Genomic DNA, 17296 nt, shown 5'->3' with positions numbered 1-17296 from the left:
GGCCACTCGTACCGGAATTTGATATCGCCCGCGATATCAAATCCGCGGAGCACTCCCTACCCTGGAAACTGGTGCCCATGTGGCCGGTGAGGTCTGAACCGTTCGGTCCGGCAGCGTTCGACGGGGCGAATGGGCCCGAAGTCGAGCCGGGCCGTGGCCGTCACTCTACGTTGAGAGAGTGCGTGACGTCCTTGCCGAGCTGATGTCGATCTGGCGCGCCGACGGCACCGCGGGGCTGGGCACGGTGGTGCGCACCTTCCGGTCGGCCCCGCGTCCCCCGGGGGCCGCGATGGTGGTGGCGCCGGACGGCTCGGTGACCGGTTCGGTGTCGGGTGGTTGCGTGGAGGGCGCGGTGTACGACCTCGCCACCGAGGCGACGAAAAACGGTGCGCCGCGGCTGGAACGCTACGGCGTCAGCGACGACGACGCGTTCGCGGTCGGCCTGACGTGCGGCGGCGTCATCGATGTCTTCGTCGAGCCGGTCTCGCGCGCCTCGTTTCCCGAACTCGGCGCGGTGGCCGACGACATCGCCGAGGGCCGCGCGGTGGCGACCGCGACCGTCATCGCCCACCCGGATACGGCCTGGATCGGCCGGCGGGTCGTTATCCGGCCCGACGGGATGACGGGATCGCTGGGTTCGGCGCGCGCCGACGCCGCGGTCGCCGACGATGCGCGCGGCCTGCTCGCGCTGGGCCGCAGCGAGGTCCTCGAGTACGGGCCCGACGGGCAGCGGCTCGGCGACGGCCTGGAGGTTTTCGTGGCCAGCTACGCCCCGCCGCCGCGGATGCTGGTGTTCGGCGCGATCGACTTCGCTGCCGCGCTGGCGCGGCAGGGGTCGTTTCTCGGCTACCGGGTCACCGTGTGCGACGCCCGCCCCGTGTTCGCCACGCGGGCGCGCTTCCCGACGGCCGACGTCGTCGTCGACTGGCCCCACCGCTATCTCGCCGCCCAGGCCGAGGCGGGCGCCATCGACCGCCACACGGTGATCTGCGTGCTGACCCACGACCCGAAGTTCGACGTGCCGGTGCTCGAGCTCGCGCTGCGGCTGCCGCAGGTCGGCTACGTCGGGGCGATGGGGTCGCGCCGCACGCACGACGACCGCGTGGCCCGGCTCAAGGCCGCGGGGCTGACCGACGCCGAGCTGGGCCGGCTGTCCAGCCCCATCGGGTTGGACCTCGGCGCGCGCACCCCCGAGGAGACCGCGGTGTCGATCGCGGCCGACATCATCGCCAAACGCTGGGGCGGCGGGGGTCGCCCGTTGGCCCAGATCGTCGGGCGGATCCACCACGACGCGGGGGACCCCACTCTACTTCCGTAGTGCCACCCGTAGGCTGGTGCGCGACATCGTTGTCGCCGCACCCGAGAGGAACCCGGCATGAAGATCGCCAACCAGTTCACCGTCAGCGCCCCCATCGATCAGGCCTGGGACGTGCTGAGCGATCTGGAGCAAGTGATCCCGCTGATGCCGGGCGCTCAGCTCACCGGTCACGAGGGTGAGGACTACTCCGGCAAGGTCAAGGTCAAGGTCGGGCCGGTCACCAGCGAGTTCAGCGGCAAGGTCCGTTTCGTCGAGCACGACCAGGGTCAGTACCGGGCGGTCATCGATGCCAAGGGCAAGGAGACGCGCGGGACGGGCAACGCGGCCGCGACGGTCACCGCCCGGCTGCAGCCGGACGGCGACCGGACCAGCGTCACCGTGGACACCGATCTGAAGATCGTCGGCAAGCTCGCGCAGTTCGGCAGCGGCATGCTGCAGCAGGTCTCGGAGAAGCTGCTGGGCCAGTTCGTGGAGTCGCTCGAAGCCAAGCTGACCGCCGAATCGGTGGCGGCGCCGGCCACACCGGAGGGCCCCGCGCAGGTGGGGCGCGCCGCGGAGCCGCGCCACGCCGCCCCGGCCGTCGAGCCCCAACCCATCGACCTGCTGCAGCTCGCGGGCGGTGACCAGCTCAGGAAGTACGCGCCGCTGGTGCTTGCCGTGCTGGTCGGGCTGGTGCTCGGTTGGGTCCTCGGCCGCAGGAGTTAGCGCCCGAGGCCACCCGTCGACCCGGCCGCGCCGATCGCTGCCCGCGTGGTGTCCTTGAGCGCCACGCCCGAGCGGCCGAGCGCACGCGCCCCGGCCACCAGCGCGGCGGTGACCGCGGCGGCCCCCGGGTAGTCGAGGCCGTCGGGCGGGTGGATGTTGGAGACGCAGTTGCGGTCGGCGTCGGTGAGCCCCGGCGCGGGTCGATGCGTCAGGTAGATACCCAGGCTGTCGGCGACCGACAGGCCCGGGCGTTCGCCGATGAGCACGAGAACCGTTGTGACGCCCAAAGCTTGGCCGATGTGGTCGCCCAGCGCGACGCGCGCCTGGGTGGCGACGACCGGCGGCGCGATCCGGTAGCGGCCGTCGAATTCGCGGACCAGCGCCTCGAGCGTGCCCGCGGCGTGGTCGGTCAGCGCCCGTGGTGAGAGCCCGTCGGCGAGGACGATCCCGATGTCCGCCTGGGTGTTCGGCAGGCCGGACAGGTCGGCCGGGCTGCGTCCCAAATCGGGCCGGCGCAGGTACTCGGCGCGCGAGCCCGCCCGGCTGCACACGCGCAGCGGCTCGTCGACACCGATGTCGCGCAGCTTCCCGATGAGCGCGTCGACGTCGAGAGGCTCGTGGACGGCGTCGCGCGCCGCGGCGTGCGCGGCCTGGAATTCCAGGACGCGCCGGGTCGGCAGCGAGGTTCCCGCCCGCCCGAGCCCGATGCGCGCCCGCGTGGTGGCCCGCAGCGGCGCCCAGATGTCGTTCATCAGCCGGCTGCCAGCGCGCGCAGCGGCGACGTAGCGGGGTCGACGGGAAGGATCCGCCCGGCGGCGTCGAGCATGCCCAGGCCGGCCAGCCAGGCCTCGAATTCCGGTGCGGGCCGCAGCCCCAACGCCTTTCGGACGTACAGCGCGTCGTGAAACGACAGGCTCTGGTAGCCGAGCATGATGTCGTCGGCGCCGGGAACCGTGATGACGAACGCGGTGCCCGCCGCGCCCAGCAGGGTAAGAAGCGTGTCCATGTCGTCCTGGTCGGCCTCGGCGTGGTTGGTGTAGCAGACGTCGACACCCATCGGCAGGCCGAGCAGCTTCCCGCAGAAGTTGTCCTCGAGCCCGGCGCGGATGATCTGCTTGCCGTCGTAGAGGTATTCCGGCCCGATGAAGCCGACGACGGTGTCGATCAACAGCGGCTGCAGCGCCCGGGCCACCGCGTAGGCGCGCGCCTCCAGCGTCTGCTGATCGACGGGCTGGTTTCCCACGCCCAGGTGGGCTCCCGCCGACAAGGCCGCACCCTGACCCGTCTCCAGGTACATGACGTTGTCGCCGACCGTGCCGCGGCGCAACGACCGGGCCGCCTCGTTGGCCTCGGTCAGCATCCCGATGGACGTCCCGAACGACGAATTGGCCCCCTCGGTGCCGCCGATCGACTGGAAGACCAGGTCGACCGGCGCGCCCCGATCGATCAGCTCCATCGTGGTCGTGACGTGGCACAGCACGCACGACTGGACGGGGATCGCGAAGCGCTGGCGAATGTCGTCGAGCAGGTGGAGCAGGTCCGACGCCGTCTGCGGCGAGTCGGTCGCCGGGTTGACGCCGATCACCGCGTCACCGCAGCCCAGCAACAGGCCGTCGAGCACCGCCGCGGCGATCCCGCGCGGGTCATCGGTGGGGTGGTTGGGTTGCAGGCGGGTCGCCAGCGTGCCCGGCAAGCCGATCGTGGTCCGAAAGGCCGCGGTGGCCGTGGCCGCGGCGGCCACCAGGATCAAGTCCTGGTTGCGCATGATCTTCGACACCGCCGCAACCATTTCCGGCGTGAGCCCGGGGGAGACGGCGGCGATCCGCGCCGCCGCGTCGTCGCGGGAGGCCGTGTCCAGCAGCCAGTCGCGGAGGCCGCCCACGGTCAGGCCGGCGATCGGGGCGAACGCCTCGCGATCGTGACCGTCGATGATGAGCCGGGTGACCTCGTCGGTCTCGTATGGCACGACGGCCTCGGTGAGGAACGTCGCCAGCGGCAGGTCGGCCAGCACCCACGCGGCCGCGGCCCGTTCGGCGTCGGAGCCGGCGGCACAACCCGCGAGCTGGTCGCCCGAGCGCACCGGCGTCGCCTTCGCCATCACGTCGACCAGGCCGGAGAAGGTGTGCGTGGTCCCCGAAATGGTTTGCCGGTAGCGCATATTTCAGTATGAGGCAGGATCAGGGACTATGGATCAGCTATGGGCCAACCGGGCGGCCAGCTCCGAAGCCGCTGTCGCGCAACGACACCTGAAACGGCTGTGGGGGCTGCCCGGGACCCAGCTTGGCGTGGTGGGGTGGCCGTCGACGCGCCGGGACCGGATGTTCGGGACGTGGCACTACTGGTGGCAGGCGCACCTGCTGGATTGCCTGGTCGACGCGCAGCTGCGTGACCCGCAACCGCAACGGCACACCACCATCAACCGGCAGGTCCGCTCGCACCGGCTGCGCAACAACTTCCGCTGGACCAACAACTACTACGACGACATGGCCTGGCTGGCGCTGGCGCTGGAACGCGCCGCCCGCATCGCCGGCGTCGAGCGCCACCGCGCCCTGCCCAAGCTGGCCGAGCAGTTCCTCGACGCGTGGGTGCCCGAGGACGGCGGCGGCATCCCGTGGCGCAAGGGGGAGCAGTTCTTCAACGCCCCGGCCAACGGCCCGGCGGGGATCTTCCTGGCCCGCTACTCCGACCGGATGCGACGCGCCCAGCAGATGGCCGACTGGATCGACGAAACCCTGATCGACCCGGAGACCCACCTGGTGTTCGACGGCATCAAGGCCGGCTCCCTGGTCCGCGCCCAGTACACCTATTGCCAGGGCGTGGTGCTCGGGCTGGAAACGGAGCTCGCGGCACGCACCCACGACGACCGGCACGCACCCCGGGTGCACCGGCTGGTCGCGGCCGTCGCCGAGCACATGGCGCCCGCGGGCGTCCTAGCGGGCGCCGGCGGCGGGGACGGCGGCCTGTTCTCCGGAATCACCGCGCGCTACCTCGCGCTGGTCGCCACCACCCTGCCGGGCGACTCGGCCGAGGACGCCGCCGCCCGCGAGACCGCGCGCCGGATCGTGCTCGCCAGCGCCAAGTCGGCGTGGGACTACCGGCAAACCGTGGACGGGCTGCCGCTGTTCGGCCCGTTCTGGGACCGCGACGCGCAGCTGCCCACCCCGGCCGGCGAGGAGGCCCGGTCCGTCGACGGTGCGGTGAACAGCTCCGAGGTCGCCGAACGGGACCTGTCCGTGCAGCTGTCGGGGTGGATGCTGATGGAGGCCGCCTGTAACGTCACCGCCGTGACCGCAGGGAGCGCGACATGACGGAGCCCGGCGGCTGGATTCCCGACGAGGCCGCGCTGGCCCGGGCGAACCTCACCCACTTCATGGCGTGGCTCGCCGACACCGGTCGCGGCCACTACGGCGACTACCACGCGTTGTGGCGCAAGTCCGTCGAGGACATCGAGTGGTTCTGGGACGCAGTGTGGCACTACTTCGACATCCAGGCCGTCAGCCCGCCGCGCGCGGTGCTGGGCAACCGCGCCATGCCCGGCGCCGAGTGGTTCCCCGGCGCCACGCTCAACTACGCCACCGAGATCTTCCGGCACGCGACCGACGAGCGGCCCGCCATGATCGTCGTCGGCGAGGACGGCGCGTGCGAGTGGTCCTGGGCGCGGCTGCGCCGAGAGACGGGCGCGTTCGCGGCCTACCTGCGTGGCCTCGGGGTGCGGCCCGGGGACGCCGTCGTCGGGTACCTGCCCAACGTCGCCGAGGCCGCCGTCGCCGCCCTGGCCGCCGCCAGCGTCGGCGCCATCTGGGCGGTGTGCAACCAGGACGTGGCCGTCGACGGCGTGATCGCGCGGCTGGGCCAGGTCGAACCGGCCGTGTTGGTGGCCACCGACGGCTCGGTGTACGACGGCAAGCGCATCGACCGGCGCGCGGAGCTGGACACGATCCGGCGCGCGATGCCCAGCCTGCGCGCCACCGTGGTGGTGCCGCGGCTCGGGCTCGAGACCGACGGCGAGACCGTGCCATGGGCGGCGGCGGTGGATTCGGATGCCGAGCTGGAGATCACCGCCGTGCCGTTCGCGCACCCGCTGTGGGTGATGTTCTCCTCCGGCACCACCGGCAAGCCCAAGGGCATCGTGCACGGGCACGGCGGCACCACGCTCGAGCACCTGAAATACCTGAACCTGCAACTGGAGCTGCACGCCGGCGAGCGCTTCCTGTGGTACTCGTCGACCAGCTGGATGATGTGGAACCTGCAGCTGTCCGGCCTGCTGGCCGACACCACGATCGTGCTTTACGACGGCAGCCCGACGCATTTGGGCACCGACGGGCTGTGGCGGGTCGCCGCCGAGGCCGGTGTGAACGTGCTCGGGGCCGGCGCGGGCTACCTGCTGGCCTGCGCCAAGAAGGAGCTCAAGCCCGGGGCGACGTACCCGCTGGACGGGCTGCGCGCCGTGGGTTCCACCGGGTCGCCGCTGCCGGCGTCCGGATTCCGTTGGGTCCAAGAGGGACTCGGCCGGCCGGTCCCGGTGATCTCGATGAGCGGCGGGACCGACGTCTGCACCGCATTCATCGGCGGCTGCGCGATCCTGCCGGTGGTGGCCGGCGAGCTGTCGTGCATCTGCCTGGGCGCGGCCATCGAAGCCTGGACGGGACCGAACCACCCCGTGATCGGGGAGGAGGGCGAGCTGGTGATCACCGAGCCGATGCCCTCGATGCCGGTGTTCTTCTGGAACGACGACGACGGCAGCCGGTACCGGGCCGCCTACTTCGAGAAGTATCCGGGGGTGTGGTGTCACGGCGACTGGATCACCATCACCGACCGGGGATCCGTTGTGGTGCACGGTCGTTCGGACGCCACCCTGAACCGGATGGGCGTGCGGATGGGCAGCGCGGAGATCTACACCGCGGTGGAGGGCATGCCCGAGGTGGGTGACTGCCTGGTGGTCGGGGTCGAGCAGGACGACGGCGGGTACTGGATGCCGCTGTTCGTCACCCTGACCGACGACGCCCAGCTCGACGAGGAGCTGAGGTCCAGGATCGTGGCGGCCATCCGCCGGCACGCGTCCCCGCGCCACGTTCCCGACGACATCCTGGCCGTTCCGGGCATCCCGCGCACGCTGACCGGCAAACGGCTGGAGATCCCGGTCAAGCGGATCCTGCTGGGGGCGGCGCCGGCCGAGGCCGTGCAGCAGAGTTCGATCGACCGGCCGGAACTGCTAGACGCTTTCGTTGCGTACCGCAGAAGTCGGGTGTCCTGAGCCGGGCTCCTGCGTGCCCCGCCGCCGGCCCCGGTAGCTTCGCCAGGCCGCGATGAACACCGGCGTCAGGGAGACGACCAGGATCACCAGCAGGATCTTCTGCAGGTTGTGGTGCACGAACGGCACGTTGCCCAGGAAGTAGCCCGCCAGCGTCACCCCGCCGCCCCACAGGGTGCCGCCGACGATGTCGAATCCCAGGAACACCGGGTAGCGCATGTAGGACACCCCGGCGACCGGCGGGACGAACGTCCGCACGAACGGTGCGAAGCGCGCCAGGATGATCGCCCACGGCCCGTATTTCTCGAAGAACGCGTGCGACTCGGTCACGTAGTGCTTCTTGAAGAACCGCGAGTCTTCCTTCTTGAACAGCGCCGGACCGATCCGCCGGCCGATGAAATACCCGGTCTGATCGCCCAGGATCGCCACGGTGGCGACGGCCGGGGCCAGCACCCAGATGCTGGCCGGCGGGTTCGGACCTGCGGCCAGCAGACCGCCGGTGAACAACAGCGATTCGCCGGGCAGCAGCGGGAACAGCAGGCCGGTCTCGATGAAGACGATGATCAGGATGCCGGGCAGCACCGCGGACCCGAAGACGCCGTCGGCGCCCAACCAGTACATCGGGTCGAAGATGTGGGGCAGTGCCGTCACGGTGGTGCTCACGATGCTTCAACATACCGGTGTTGCGATACTGGATGGGCCTACTGGCCAGGAGGAGCCCATGCCCATCGCCACCCCCGAGGTCTACGCCGAGATGCTGGGCCGCGCCAAGGAAAACTCGTACGCCTTCCCGGCCATCAACTGCACCTCCTCGGAGACGGTGAACGCGGCGATCAAGGGCTTCGCCGACGCCGGCAGCGACGGCATCATCCAGTTCTCCACCGGCGGCGCGGAGTTCGCCTCCGGGCTGGGGGTCAAGGACATGGTGACCGGCGCGGTGGCGCTGGCCGAGTTCACCCGCGTCGTCGCGGCCAAGTACCCGGTCAACGTCGCGCTGCACACCGACCACTGCCCCAAGGACAAGCTGGACAGCTACGTGCGCCCGCTGCTGGCCATCTCCGCCCGGCGGGTGGCGGCTGGTCAGGACCCGCTGTTCGGATCGCACATGTGGGACGGCTCGGCCGTGCCGATCGACCAGAACCTGGCCATCGCGCAGGATCTGCTCAAGGAGGCGGCGGCCGCCAAGATCATCCTGGAGATCGAGATCGGCGTCGTGGGCGGCGAGGAGGACGGCGTCGCCCACGAGATCAACGACAAGCTGTACACCACGCCGGAGGACTTCGAGAAGACCATCGACGCGCTGGGCCACGGCGAGCACGGCAAGTACCTGCTGGCCGCGACGTTCGGCAACGTGCACGGCGTCTACAAGCCCGGCAACGTCAAGCTGCGCCCGGACATCCTGGCCCAGGGGCAACAGGTGGCCGCGGCCAAGCTCGGCCTGCCCGAGGGGGCCCAGCCGTTCGACTTCGTCTTCCACGGCGGGTCCGGCTCGCTCAAGTCGGAGATCGAGGAGTCCCTGCGCTACGGCGTGGTGAAGATGAACGTCGACACCGACACCCAGTACGCGTTCACCCGCCCGATCGCCGGTCACATGTTCAGCAACTACGACGGCGTGCTCAAGGTCGACGGCGAGGTGGGCGCCAAGAAGGTCTACGACCCGCGCAGCTACCTCAAGAAAGGCGAGGCCTCGATGTCCCAGCGGGTGGTGGAGGCCTGCGAAGACCTGCACTGCGCGGGGAAATCCCTGGGCAATTAGCCGCTGGGCGACTGGCAGATCTTCCACTGGTCGTCGCGGTACTGCAGGTCCAGGCTGCGCGTCGAGCGCAGGGACGGGTCATACGCCATGAACGTGGTGACGTTGGCCTCGGCGTGCTGGCCGTTGACCACCACCTGGTCGATGCTGGCGATCACCGGATACTGCTTGGCCGCCGAGACGCGGCGGTAGGTCTCGTCCCACTGGTGCTCGTCGTAGTCGGCATACCCGTCGCGGGTGGTGCCGCAGGTGATGGTGCGCAGCGTGGTCAGGTCGCCCTTCTGGATGGCGGTGTCGAAGCTCTGGATGGTGGTCCGAACCTGGTCCTCCTGCGACACTTTGGTGTGCTTGCCGCGGGTGAGCAGCACCGTGCCCAGGATCGCGATCGCGGCCAGCGCCAACACGATCAACACCAGCGCCAGCACCCAGCCCCAGTTGAACTGCCGCGAGGTGCGCAGCTTCCCGCCGAGGCGGGGTGGGATCGATTGCGGCACAGCAGGTTTGGGAGGCATGCCGGGCTGTGCGGGCATGCCCTCCGGCGGTGAGGCGAAGACCTCGGTGGCGGGCTCCGGCGTGGTGGCGATCACCGTGGTCTCTTTCGCGTCGAAACCCGGCGCGGTGAAGCGGCGTCCGCGCTGCGCGCCGTCCGCGTCCCCCTCGGGGTCCGTAAGCCCGCCGCCCGCTTCGGGTCTGATCACCACGGTCTCCGTCTCGGAGTCGCTCGGTACCAGCGGGACGACCTCAGTCGCGTCCTCGCCTGATGGCGCGGCCCATTCGTGCCCACGCGGATTCGGCGCGCCGCCGCGGTCGGGCTCGGGTGGCTGGGGCATGAGTACGGCTGTCCTCTGCTATCGGATGGGGTAGTTGGAGAGCTTAGCGATCATCCCGCCTGGATGGGGCGACGGTCGAGGTCCGGCGGCCCGGCGAAAAGGGGCGGCTGGGAGTATAGGAGCCATGACGCCGACGCGAGACCTGCTGGGACCCGACCCGACCCTGCTGCCGGGCGATCCCGACGCCGAGGCCGAACTGCTCGCCGGCGAGAAGCCCGGGATCGTCGCCGCCGCGCACCCGTCGGCGTCGGTGGCCTGGGCGGCGCTGGCCGAGCAGGCGCTGGCCGACGACCAGGCCATCACGGCCTACGCGTACGCCCGCACCGGCTACCACCGCGGCCTGGACCAGCTGCGGCGAAACGGCTGGAAGGGCTTCGGCCCCGTCCCGTACGCGCACCAGCCCAACCGCGGGTTCCTGCGCTGCGTGGCCGCGCTGGCGCGCGCCGCCGACACGATCGGCGAGTCCGACGAGTACCAGCGCTGCCTGGACCTGCTGGACGATTGCGATCCCGCGGCGCGCCCGGCGCTGGGGCTCTAGAAGTTCTCCGAACACCCGGCGTCGCCAGGGCCGTCGATCTGGACGGTGGCGTGTTGCAGCCCGCGGGCCGACAGCACCGCGCGGGCGTCCTGCAGCACCCGCGCGGAGTCGCCGTCGCTGCGCAGGTGCGCGGTGCACATGTCCTTGCCGGGCGACAGGGTCCACACATGCAGATCGTGCACCTCGCTCACGCCGTGGAGGGCGCCCAGCGCCGAGCGCAGCTCCTCGACGTCGATGTGGGTCGGTGACGATTCGGAGAGGATGCGCAACGCGTCGCGGGCCAGCGAGATCGCCCGCGGCAGCACCCACAGCGCGACCAGCACGGCGACCACCACGTCGGCGTAGGGCCAGCGCGTCGTCACGGTCACCACACCCGCGATCAGCACACCCAGGCTGCCGACGCTGTCGGCCACCACCTCCATGTAGGCGCCCTTGACCGCCAGGCTCTGTCCCGAGTGTGACCGCAGCAGCAACGCGACCACCAGGTTCGCCAGCAGCCCGGCCAGCGCGACCACGATCATCGGCACGCCGGGGATCGACGGGGTCTCCCGGAGCCGCTGGATCGCCTCCCAGAGGATGAACAGGGCCACCCCCATCAGCAGCCCCGCGTTGGCGACCGCGGTGAACACCTCGGCCCGGTGCCAGCCGTAGGTCCGCGACGGGGACGAGCTGCCGCGGCGGGCCAGGGTCACGGCGGCCAGGCCCATGAAGACGGCGACGACGTCGGTCAGCATGTGGCCGGCGTCGGCCAGCAGTGCGATGGAGTTGATCAGCAACGAGGTGGTCAGCTCCACCACGAAAAACGCCGCCAGTATCGCGGCGGCGACGATCATGCGGGGAATGAGCCGGGACCCGTCGGTCTCGGCGGGACTGTGGTTGTGGCCGGCGCCCATGCCGTGCAATATATGCGGACTTTCGCATATATGGCAAGGGTCAGATCCAGCGGCTCCAGAAGCGGGTCAGCAGGTTGCCGGCGGACACCAGCCAGGGCGGCACCCCGGAGAATTCGAAGAGCCAGAGCACCAGCTGGAAGAACCAGTGGCTGGCCGGCAGGAGCAGGAACAACACGATGACAAAGCCCCACTGTTTGGCCGGCGCCACCGCGCGCTGCGTCTGGGGGCTCAGGTGCGGTTCCAGGGCGTCGTACCCGTCCAGGCCCGGGATGGGGAGCACGTTCAGCACCACCGCCGTCAGCTGCAGGAACCCCAGGAACGCCACCCCGGCCCACAGCACCTGGTGGAACGGGTCGTAGAACAGCCGCGTCAGGGCCAGTAGCAGCACCGCCAGCAGCAGGTTGGCCGCCGGGCCCGCCAGGCTGACCAGGGTGCGACGTTTTGGCGTCATGAACCACGTCCGCACGTACACCGCGGCGCCGGGCAGGCCGATCCCGCCCAGCGCGATGACGACCATCGGCAACAGGAGCGACAGCGCGGGATGGCTGTAGCGGCGCGGATCCAGCGTCAGGTACCCGCGCACGGCCGCGTCATGGTCGCCGAATCGCCAGGCGGTCACGGCGTGGCCGAATTCGTGCAGGCACAGCGACACCAACCAACCGGCGATGACGAAGGTGAACACCCCGAAGTACGCCAGGGGCCGCACGGTGCTGCCGGCCAGCCACGCCAGCGCGCCACCGGCCGCCGTCAAGGCCAGCAGGGCCAGGAAGATGGGGCTGGGGCGCACCGATTCGCGCCGGGCGGGCTGGTTCACCGGTCGAAACTATCGGACCGCCAGCCAGCCCTCGACGTTGCGGTAGAACGTCGACCGGCGCGCCGCGCGCGGCGCGCGCACGCCGTCGCGCACCACGGTGACGCCGGTGCTGCCCAGCTGGGCCGCGCGGCCCGCGACCCAGCGCCGCCGGCCCGTCGCCACCCGGGCGCGCAGACCCGGCACCGCCGGCATCGGCTCGATGTCGACGGCGCGGACGTCGCCGTCGAACAACACGGCGTCGTCGACAACGGCCTCGCCGTGGACGAACGGCTCGCCCTCGGGCGGCGCCCAGCCGGCCCGTCCGACCACCACCGACCCGGTTTCGTCGCGGAGCAGGGTCACCCGCCGGGCGGCTCCCCGCCGGGCGCGACGCGCCGCGCGCCACCCGGCGGGCAGGCGGTAGACCCGGGTCGCGCGGGTGCGGCGCCGCGGCACGTAGGCCACCTCGACGTCGAGCCGGCCGGCGCGCAGCAGCCGGGTGAGCACGGTTGCCAGGTCGGCGTCCGCGCCGATCACCACCAGCCGTCGGTGCGGCCCGATCGCGGCGTCCACGTCGGCCGCATCGGCGACGCGGTGGAGGGGCGAACCGGTCAACGAGCGGGGCGCGCGCCGATCACCGAACAGCAGCACCGCTACGGCACGGTCTTCTTGCCTCACCAACCAATACCCTTGTTGTTCACAGCTTTTCATTTTTTCAGCGGCCAGACCAGTTGGACGCCGGACGATCTCGTCATAACGACACCGTCACAACCTGGTTTCGGACTGCGAAAGTTGTTGCGCCACCGCCTGGTAACAACCGGATACTTTACTCCTGCCACGGGGTCAACGAATGGGTGGCCAACAGAACGGAGAACTGCCATTCGCCGCCTCACCGCCCTCTTCTCAACCGCGCGAACCGCGCCGCCGCTGTCTGGTACCGGCCCGGCGCGCGTCCATTGCTGACGAAACGACTCCGCCGCGTTGGCGCCCTGGGAGTTTCGGCTGTCCTGCTGTGCGTCGGGCCGGCGAAGGCCTCGGCCGACGAATCCATCGTGATCGACCTGGTGCGGCATGGCCAGTCGGAGGCCAATGCGGCGCGCGTGATCGACACGGCGGTGCCAGGAACCGTACTCACTGCGCTCGGCCAGGAACAGGCGCAGAGCGTCGGCAATGCGCTGGCCGCTCAGGGCCCGTTCGCCGGGATCTTCGCGTCGCAGTTGGTCAGGACGCAGCAGACGGCGGCGCCGTTGGCCGCCATGCTGGGGATGAATGTTCAGGCACTGCCCGGCCTCAACGAGATCGACGCCGGCATTTTCAATGGCCGACCGCAGTTCAGCCTGGCGGGGCTGGTGTACCTACTGGGCCCGGTGGCGTGGCTGCTGGGGCTGCGCATCGTGCCGATGCTGGCTCCCGGCTCCACCGACACCAACGGCTTCGAATTCCACAACCGCTTCAACGGCGCGCTGCAAACGATGTACGGCAACGCGGTCACCGACGCGAGCCGCTTCAACGACTCGCTGCAGACGATGTACGGCAACGCCATGGCCAATCCGGTCCGGGCCGCGGGCGCCACGATCACCGAGGTGGCGTTCTCCAGCGAGTTCGCGATCGGCGTCGGGACCATGATGAGCGTCAAGAACCCCGATCCGCTGCTCCTGCTCTTCGACCCGCTGCCCAACGCCGGCATCGTGGTGATCCGGGGCAACCCGCACGATGGCTGGAGGTTGGTCAGTTGGAACGGGAAACCGGTGTGGCCGGGTTGGGCGGCCAAGAGGACCGTCCGTGACCCCAAGCAGCCCCTGTGCCTGATGCTGGACGCGCCGACCGCCGGCGGTGTATGCGCTGCTAAACCGTCCGTGACGCCGTGAGCCGCGGTCGCCCGGGATACGAGTGGGGATCAAACGGCCCTTGGCGCGGGTGGGTCGCCACCCGACGTTTAGGATCGCCACGTGAGCGCGGCAAGCAAAGACGCCTCCAGCTATGCGCACGGTCCCGGAGCGGTCAACCGGGGCGCTGGCGCGGGGCGGCGGCTCGAGCCACCGGGTGATGTCGCAAACCGTTGCAGCGCTGCAAGATACGGCGCGTTGCCAGTAGAACCACAGTAAGCAGGCGGGAGCGAGTCATGCCGGCAATCGTCCTCATCGGCGCCCAATGGGGCGACGAGGGCAAAGGTAAGGCGACTGACCTGCTCGGCGGTCGCGTGCAGTGGGTGGTGCGCTATCAGGGGGGCAACAACGCCGGTCACACCGTCGTCCTGCCCAACGGCGAGAACTTCGCCCTGCACCTGATCCCCTCGGGGGTGCTGACCCCGGGCGTCACCAACGTCATCGGCAACGGGGTGGTGGTCGACCCCGGGGTGCTGCTCGACGAGCTGAAGGGCCTCGAGGACCGCGGCGTGGACACCACCAAGCTGCTCATCTCCGCCGACGCTCACCTGCTGTTGCCCTACCACGTGGCCATCGACAAGGTCACCGAGCGCTACATGGGCAACAAGAAGATCGGCACCACCGGCCGCGGCATCGGGCCGTGCTACCAGGACAAGATCGCCCGCCAGGGCATCCGGGTCGCCGACGTGCTCGACCCCGAGTTGCTCACGCACAAGGTCGAGGGCGCGCTGGAGCTGAAGAACCAGATCCTGGTCAAGATCTACAACCGCAAGGCGCTGGACCCGCATCAGGTGGTCGAGGCGCTGCTGCAACAGGCCGAAGGCTTCCGCCACCGCATCCGCGACACCCGGCTGCTGCTCAACACCGCGCTGGAGGCCGGTGAGACCGTGCTGCTGGAGGGCTCGCAGGGCACGCTGCTCGACGTCGACCACGGCACGTATCCCTATGTGACATCGTCGAATCCGACCGCGGGCGGCGCGGCCGTCGGGTCCGGCATCGGTCCGACCCGGATCACCACCGTGCTCGGGATCCTCAAGGCCTACACCACCCGGGTGGGCTCCGGGCCGTTCCCGACCGAACTTTTCGACGAGAACGGCGAATACCTGTCCAAGACCGGCGGCGAATTCGGCGTCACCACCGGCCGCCGCCGCCGCTGCGGCTGGTTCGACGCCGTGATCGCCCGCTACGCCACCCGGGTCAACGGCATCACCGACTTCTTCCTGACCAAGCTCGACGTGCTGTCCAGCCTGGAAACCGTGCCGGTCTGCGTCGGCTACCGGGTCGACGGCATGCGTACGGACGACATGCCGATGACCCAGAGCGAACTGGCCCGTGCCGAACCGATCTACGAGGAGCTGCCGGGCTGGTGGGAGGACATCTCGGCGGCGCGCGAATTCGACGACCTGCCCGCCAAGGCACGCGACTACGTGCTGCGGCTGGAAGAGCTTGCGGGGGCGCATGTTTCGTGTATCGGCGTCGGCCCGGGCCGGGAACAGACGATCGTGCGCCGCGACGTCCTGGCGGCCCGCGCGTGACGGAGCCGGATCCCAAACAACTCGACCCCGAATACGAACACCACGGCGGCTTTCCCGAATACGGCCCGGCCAGCCCGGGCCCGGGGTTCGGCCGCTTCGTCGCGGCCATGCGCACGCTGCAGGACCTCGCCGTGTCCGCCGACCCCGGCGACGATGTCTGGGACGACGCGGCCGACTGCGCCGCAGCCCTGGTGCAGCTGCTCACGCCCTTCGAGGCCGACGAGGGCAAGGCGCCGGCCGGTCGGACGCCCGACCTGCCCGGCATGGGCAGCCTGCTGCTGCCGCCGTGGACGCTGACGCGCTACGCGCCGGACGGGGTCGAGATGACCGGGTACTTCAGCCGGTTCCACGTCGGCGGGAACCACGCCGTGCACGGCGGCGTGCTGCCGCTGCTGTTCGACCACATGTTCGGCATGGTGTCCCACGCCGCGGGACGGCCGATCAGCCGGACGGCCTTCCTGCACGTCGACTACCGCAAGGTCACCCCGATCGACGCGCCGCTGGTGGTGCGCGGCCGCGTCACGAACACCGAGGGTCGCAAGGCGTTCGTGGGCGCCGAACTCCTCGACCGTGACGACACGGTGCTGGCCGAGGCCAACGGGCTGATGGTGCGGCTGCTGCCGGGTCAGCCGTAGCGCGCTCGGGCCGGCCACCCCCGCGACCGACCTATCCTTGAGCGGTGACTGACGGCCCGACCGAAGGACAAGACGACAGGACAACGGTGCTCGCCGTGCCCCCGCAAGCACCGGCCGACCAGGCCGGCGCCGGGCCGCGAGTGGTGTTGCTGGGTTCCGGGGAGCTCAGCCGCGAACTGGCGATCGCCCTGCGGCGCCTCGGCGCTCGGGTGATCGCCGTCGACGACCACGCGGACGCGCCCGCGCACGGGGTGGCCGATCAGTCGCTGGTGGTCCCGATGACCGACGCCGGCGCGCTGACCGCCGCGGTCCGGGGGCTGCGGCCCGACGTCGTCGTCACCGCGACCGACGCGGTCGCCGGCCAGGCGCTCGAGGCCCTCGAAGGTGCGCACACCCAGTTGGTGCCCGGCGCCCGCGCCGTGCGCCTCACCGGCGACCGGGAGGGCCTGCGCCGGCTGGCCGCCGACGAGTTGGGGCTGCCCACGGCGCCCTTCTGGTTCGTCGGCTCCGTCGCAGAACTCGAGGCGGTGGGCACCCACGCCGGTTACCCGCTGCTGGTCAAGCCGGTGCACGCGGCCACGGGCCGGGCGCCGTCGGTGGCGTCGGGACCCGACGACATCGGGCCGGCCTGGCAGCGCGCGACTTCCGGCCCGGCGGAGCAGCACCGCGTGCTGGCCGAGACCGTGGTGGAGGTCGAGTTCTACGTCACCCTGCTGGCGGTGCGCAGCGACGGACCCCAGGGGCCGGTGATCGAGTTCTGCTCGCCCATCGGCCATCGCGGCGGCCACGCCGACGCGCTGGAGTCGTGGCAACCGCAGAAGATGAGCGAGGCGGCGATGGATGCCGCCAAGTCGATCGCGGCGCGGATCGTCAAGGCGCTCGGCGGGCGCGGCGTCTTCGCCGTCGAGCTGATGATCAACGGCGACGAGGTGTACTTCGCCGACGTCGCGCCCGGCCCCGCCGACAGCGCCTGGGCAACGGTGCGCAGCCAGCGGCTTTCGGCGTTCGAGCTGCAGGCCCGCGCCATTCTGGGCCTGCCGGTGGACACCATGATGATCTCGCCGGGCGCGGCGCACCGGGTGCAGCGCGCCGACGCGTCGGCCGCCGCGCTGGGCCGGGCGCTGAGCGTGCCCGAGAGCGACCTGCGCGTCGTCGGGCG

The 17296-nt window shown here is 70.8% G+C and carries 17 protein-coding genes; 10 read left to right on the top strand and 7 right to left on the bottom strand.

The features are described from left to right. The first annotated feature begins 178 nt into the window (after positions 1 to 178). Both A5692_RS01015 and A5692_RS01010 read left to right on the top strand, forming a co-directional pair. The gene (locus tag A5692_RS01015; RefSeq protein WP_197514308.1) at positions 179 to 1318 is read left to right on the top strand and encodes an XdhC family protein; all 1140 of its coding nucleotides are present in this window, start codon (positions 179 to 181) and stop codon (positions 1316 to 1318) included. 57 nt (positions 1319 to 1375) lie between these two features. Beyond that, the gene (locus tag A5692_RS01010; RefSeq protein ID WP_068051191.1) at positions 1376 to 2023 is read left to right on the top strand and encodes an SRPBCC family protein; all 648 of its coding nucleotides are present in this window, start codon (positions 1376 to 1378) and stop codon (positions 2021 to 2023) included. Here the strand turns inward: A5692_RS01010 and eutC are convergent. Together eutC and A5692_RS01000 are read right to left on the bottom strand one after the other, a co-directional pair. Then, complete coding sequence (gene eutC / locus A5692_RS01005) at positions 2020 to 2775, bottom strand: ethanolamine ammonia-lyase subunit EutC (RefSeq protein ID WP_068051188.1); 756 nt, start codon at positions 2773 to 2775, stop codon at positions 2020 to 2022. The genes A5692_RS01010 and eutC overlap by 4 nt on opposite strands. Continuing rightward, positions 2775 to 4181, bottom strand: a complete 1407-nt coding sequence (locus tag A5692_RS01000) for an ethanolamine ammonia-lyase subunit EutB (protein WP_068051186.1) — start codon at positions 4179 to 4181, stop codon at positions 2775 to 2777. The genes eutC and A5692_RS01000 overlap by 1 nt, the downstream gene beginning before the upstream one ends. 28 nt (positions 4182 to 4209) lie before the next feature. Here A5692_RS01000 and A5692_RS00995 point away from each other — a divergent pair, with 28 nt between their 5' ends. Together A5692_RS00995 and A5692_RS00990 are read left to right on the top strand one after the other, a co-directional pair. After that, a complete protein-coding gene (locus tag A5692_RS00995; RefSeq protein ID WP_068051184.1) occupies positions 4210 to 5331 on the top strand; it encodes a glycoside hydrolase family 76 protein in 1122 nt (373 codons plus the stop codon). Further along, positions 5328 to 7277, top strand: coding sequence for an acetoacetate--CoA ligase (locus tag A5692_RS00990; protein ID WP_068051182.1), 1950 nt, complete (start codon positions 5328 to 5330; stop codon positions 7275 to 7277). The genes A5692_RS00995 and A5692_RS00990 overlap by 4 nt, the downstream gene beginning before the upstream one ends. Here the strand turns inward: A5692_RS00990 and A5692_RS00985 are convergent. Beyond that, the gene (locus A5692_RS00985) at positions 7236 to 7937 is read right to left on the bottom strand and encodes a DedA family protein (protein ID WP_068051180.1); all 702 of its coding nucleotides are present in this window, start codon (positions 7935 to 7937) and stop codon (positions 7236 to 7238) included. The two genes, A5692_RS00990 and A5692_RS00985, sit on opposite strands and share 42 nt — an antisense overlap. Before the next feature lie 58 nt (positions 7938 to 7995). On the opposite strand from A5692_RS00985, the gene fbaA reads away from it, so the two are divergent. Beyond that, a complete protein-coding gene (fbaA, locus tag A5692_RS00980) occupies positions 7996 to 9030 on the top strand; it encodes a class II fructose-bisphosphate aldolase (RefSeq protein WP_068051177.1) in 1035 nt (344 codons plus the stop codon). Here fbaA and A5692_RS00975 read toward each other — a convergent pair. After that, on the bottom strand, positions 9027 to 9857 hold the full coding sequence (locus A5692_RS00975) for a hypothetical protein (protein ID WP_068051175.1): 831 nt from the start codon (positions 9855 to 9857) through the stop codon (positions 9027 to 9029). The genes fbaA and A5692_RS00975 overlap by 4 nt on opposite strands. A gap of 124 nt (positions 9858 to 9981) precedes the next feature. On the opposite strand from A5692_RS00975, the gene A5692_RS00970 reads away from it, so the two are divergent. Then, positions 9982 to 10395 (top strand): DUF3151 domain-containing protein, encoded by a 414-nt coding sequence (locus A5692_RS00970; protein WP_068051174.1) that lies wholly within the window; start codon positions 9982 to 9984, stop codon positions 10393 to 10395. Here the strand turns inward: A5692_RS00970 and A5692_RS00965 are convergent. From A5692_RS00965 to A5692_RS00955, 3 genes are read right to left on the bottom strand one after another with little or no spacing between them, the layout of a single operon-like run. Continuing rightward, on the bottom strand, positions 10392 to 11288 hold the full coding sequence (locus A5692_RS00965; protein WP_068051172.1) for a cation diffusion facilitator family transporter: 897 nt from the start codon (positions 11286 to 11288) through the stop codon (positions 10392 to 10394). The two genes, A5692_RS00970 and A5692_RS00965, sit on opposite strands and share 4 nt — an antisense overlap. A 40-nt stretch (positions 11289 to 11328) precedes the next feature. After that, positions 11329 to 12102, bottom strand: coding sequence for a site-2 protease family protein (locus tag A5692_RS00960; protein ID WP_068051170.1), 774 nt, complete (start codon positions 12100 to 12102; stop codon positions 11329 to 11331). A gap of 9 nt (positions 12103 to 12111) precedes the next feature. Then, positions 12112 to 12792, bottom strand: a complete 681-nt coding sequence (locus tag A5692_RS00955) for a peptidase M50 (RefSeq protein WP_068051168.1) — start codon at positions 12790 to 12792, stop codon at positions 12112 to 12114. 245 nt (positions 12793 to 13037) lie between these two features. Between A5692_RS00955 and A5692_RS00950 the strand changes: the two genes are divergently transcribed. The 4 genes from A5692_RS00950 to purT form a co-directional block, all read left to right on the top strand. After that, positions 13038 to 13949: a histidine phosphatase family protein gene (locus tag A5692_RS00950; protein WP_197514307.1), complete on the top strand. Its 912-nt coding sequence runs from the start codon at positions 13038 to 13040 to the stop codon at positions 13947 to 13949. 254 nt (positions 13950 to 14203) lie between these two features. After that, the gene (locus tag A5692_RS00945; protein ID WP_068051166.1) at positions 14204 to 15502 is read left to right on the top strand and encodes an adenylosuccinate synthase; all 1299 of its coding nucleotides are present in this window, start codon (positions 14204 to 14206) and stop codon (positions 15500 to 15502) included. After that, positions 15499 to 16137, top strand: a complete 639-nt coding sequence (locus tag A5692_RS00940) for a PaaI family thioesterase (RefSeq protein ID WP_068051164.1) — start codon at positions 15499 to 15501, stop codon at positions 16135 to 16137. Before A5692_RS00945 ends, A5692_RS00940 begins: the two co-directional genes overlap by 4 nt. A gap of 44 nt (positions 16138 to 16181) precedes the next feature. Continuing rightward, on the top strand, positions 16182 to 17296 hold a 1115-nt coding region (gene purT / locus A5692_RS00935), incomplete at its 3' end, for a formate-dependent phosphoribosylglycinamide formyltransferase (RefSeq protein ID WP_068051224.1).

Origin of the sequence: Mycobacterium sp. E342, from assembly GCF_001667665.1 — a bacterium.
Taxonomy (GTDB): Bacteria; Actinomycetota; Actinomycetes; order Mycobacteriales; family Mycobacteriaceae; genus Mycobacterium.
This window is presented reverse-complemented; position numbering and strand designations above follow the sequence as displayed.

Coding starts and splice junctions, on each gene's coding strand:
- fbaA (WP_068051177.1), top strand. CDS start 7,996: ATGCCCATCGCCACCCCCGAGGTCTACGCCGAGATGCTGGGCCGCGCC.
- A5692_RS01000 (WP_068051186.1), bottom strand. CDS start 4,181: ATGCGCTACCGGCAAACCATTTCGGGGACCACGCACACCTTCTCCGGC.
- eutC (WP_068051188.1), bottom strand. CDS start 2,775: ATGAACGACATCTGGGCGCCGCTGCGGGCCACCACGCGGGCGCGCATC.
- A5692_RS00990 (WP_068051182.1), top strand. CDS start 5,328: ATGACGGAGCCCGGCGGCTGGATTCCCGACGAGGCCGCGCTGGCCCGG.
- A5692_RS01010 (WP_068051191.1), top strand. CDS start 1,376: ATGAAGATCGCCAACCAGTTCACCGTCAGCGCCCCCATCGATCAGGCC.
- A5692_RS00955 (WP_068051168.1), bottom strand. CDS start 12,792: ATGAAAAGCTGTGAACAACAAGGGTATTGGTTGGTGAGGCAAGAAGAC.
- A5692_RS00995 (WP_068051184.1), top strand. CDS start 4,210: ATGGATCAGCTATGGGCCAACCGGGCGGCCAGCTCCGAAGCCGCTGTC.
- A5692_RS00965 (WP_068051172.1), bottom strand. CDS start 11,288: ATGGGCGCCGGCCACAACCACAGTCCCGCCGAGACCGACGGGTCCCGG.
- A5692_RS00975 (WP_068051175.1), bottom strand. CDS start 9,857: ATGCCCCAGCCACCCGAGCCCGACCGCGGCGGCGCGCCGAATCCGCGT.
- A5692_RS00970 (WP_068051174.1), top strand. CDS start 9,982: ATGACGCCGACGCGAGACCTGCTGGGACCCGACCCGACCCTGCTGCCG.
- A5692_RS00945 (WP_068051166.1), top strand. CDS start 14,204: ATGCCGGCAATCGTCCTCATCGGCGCCCAATGGGGCGACGAGGGCAAA.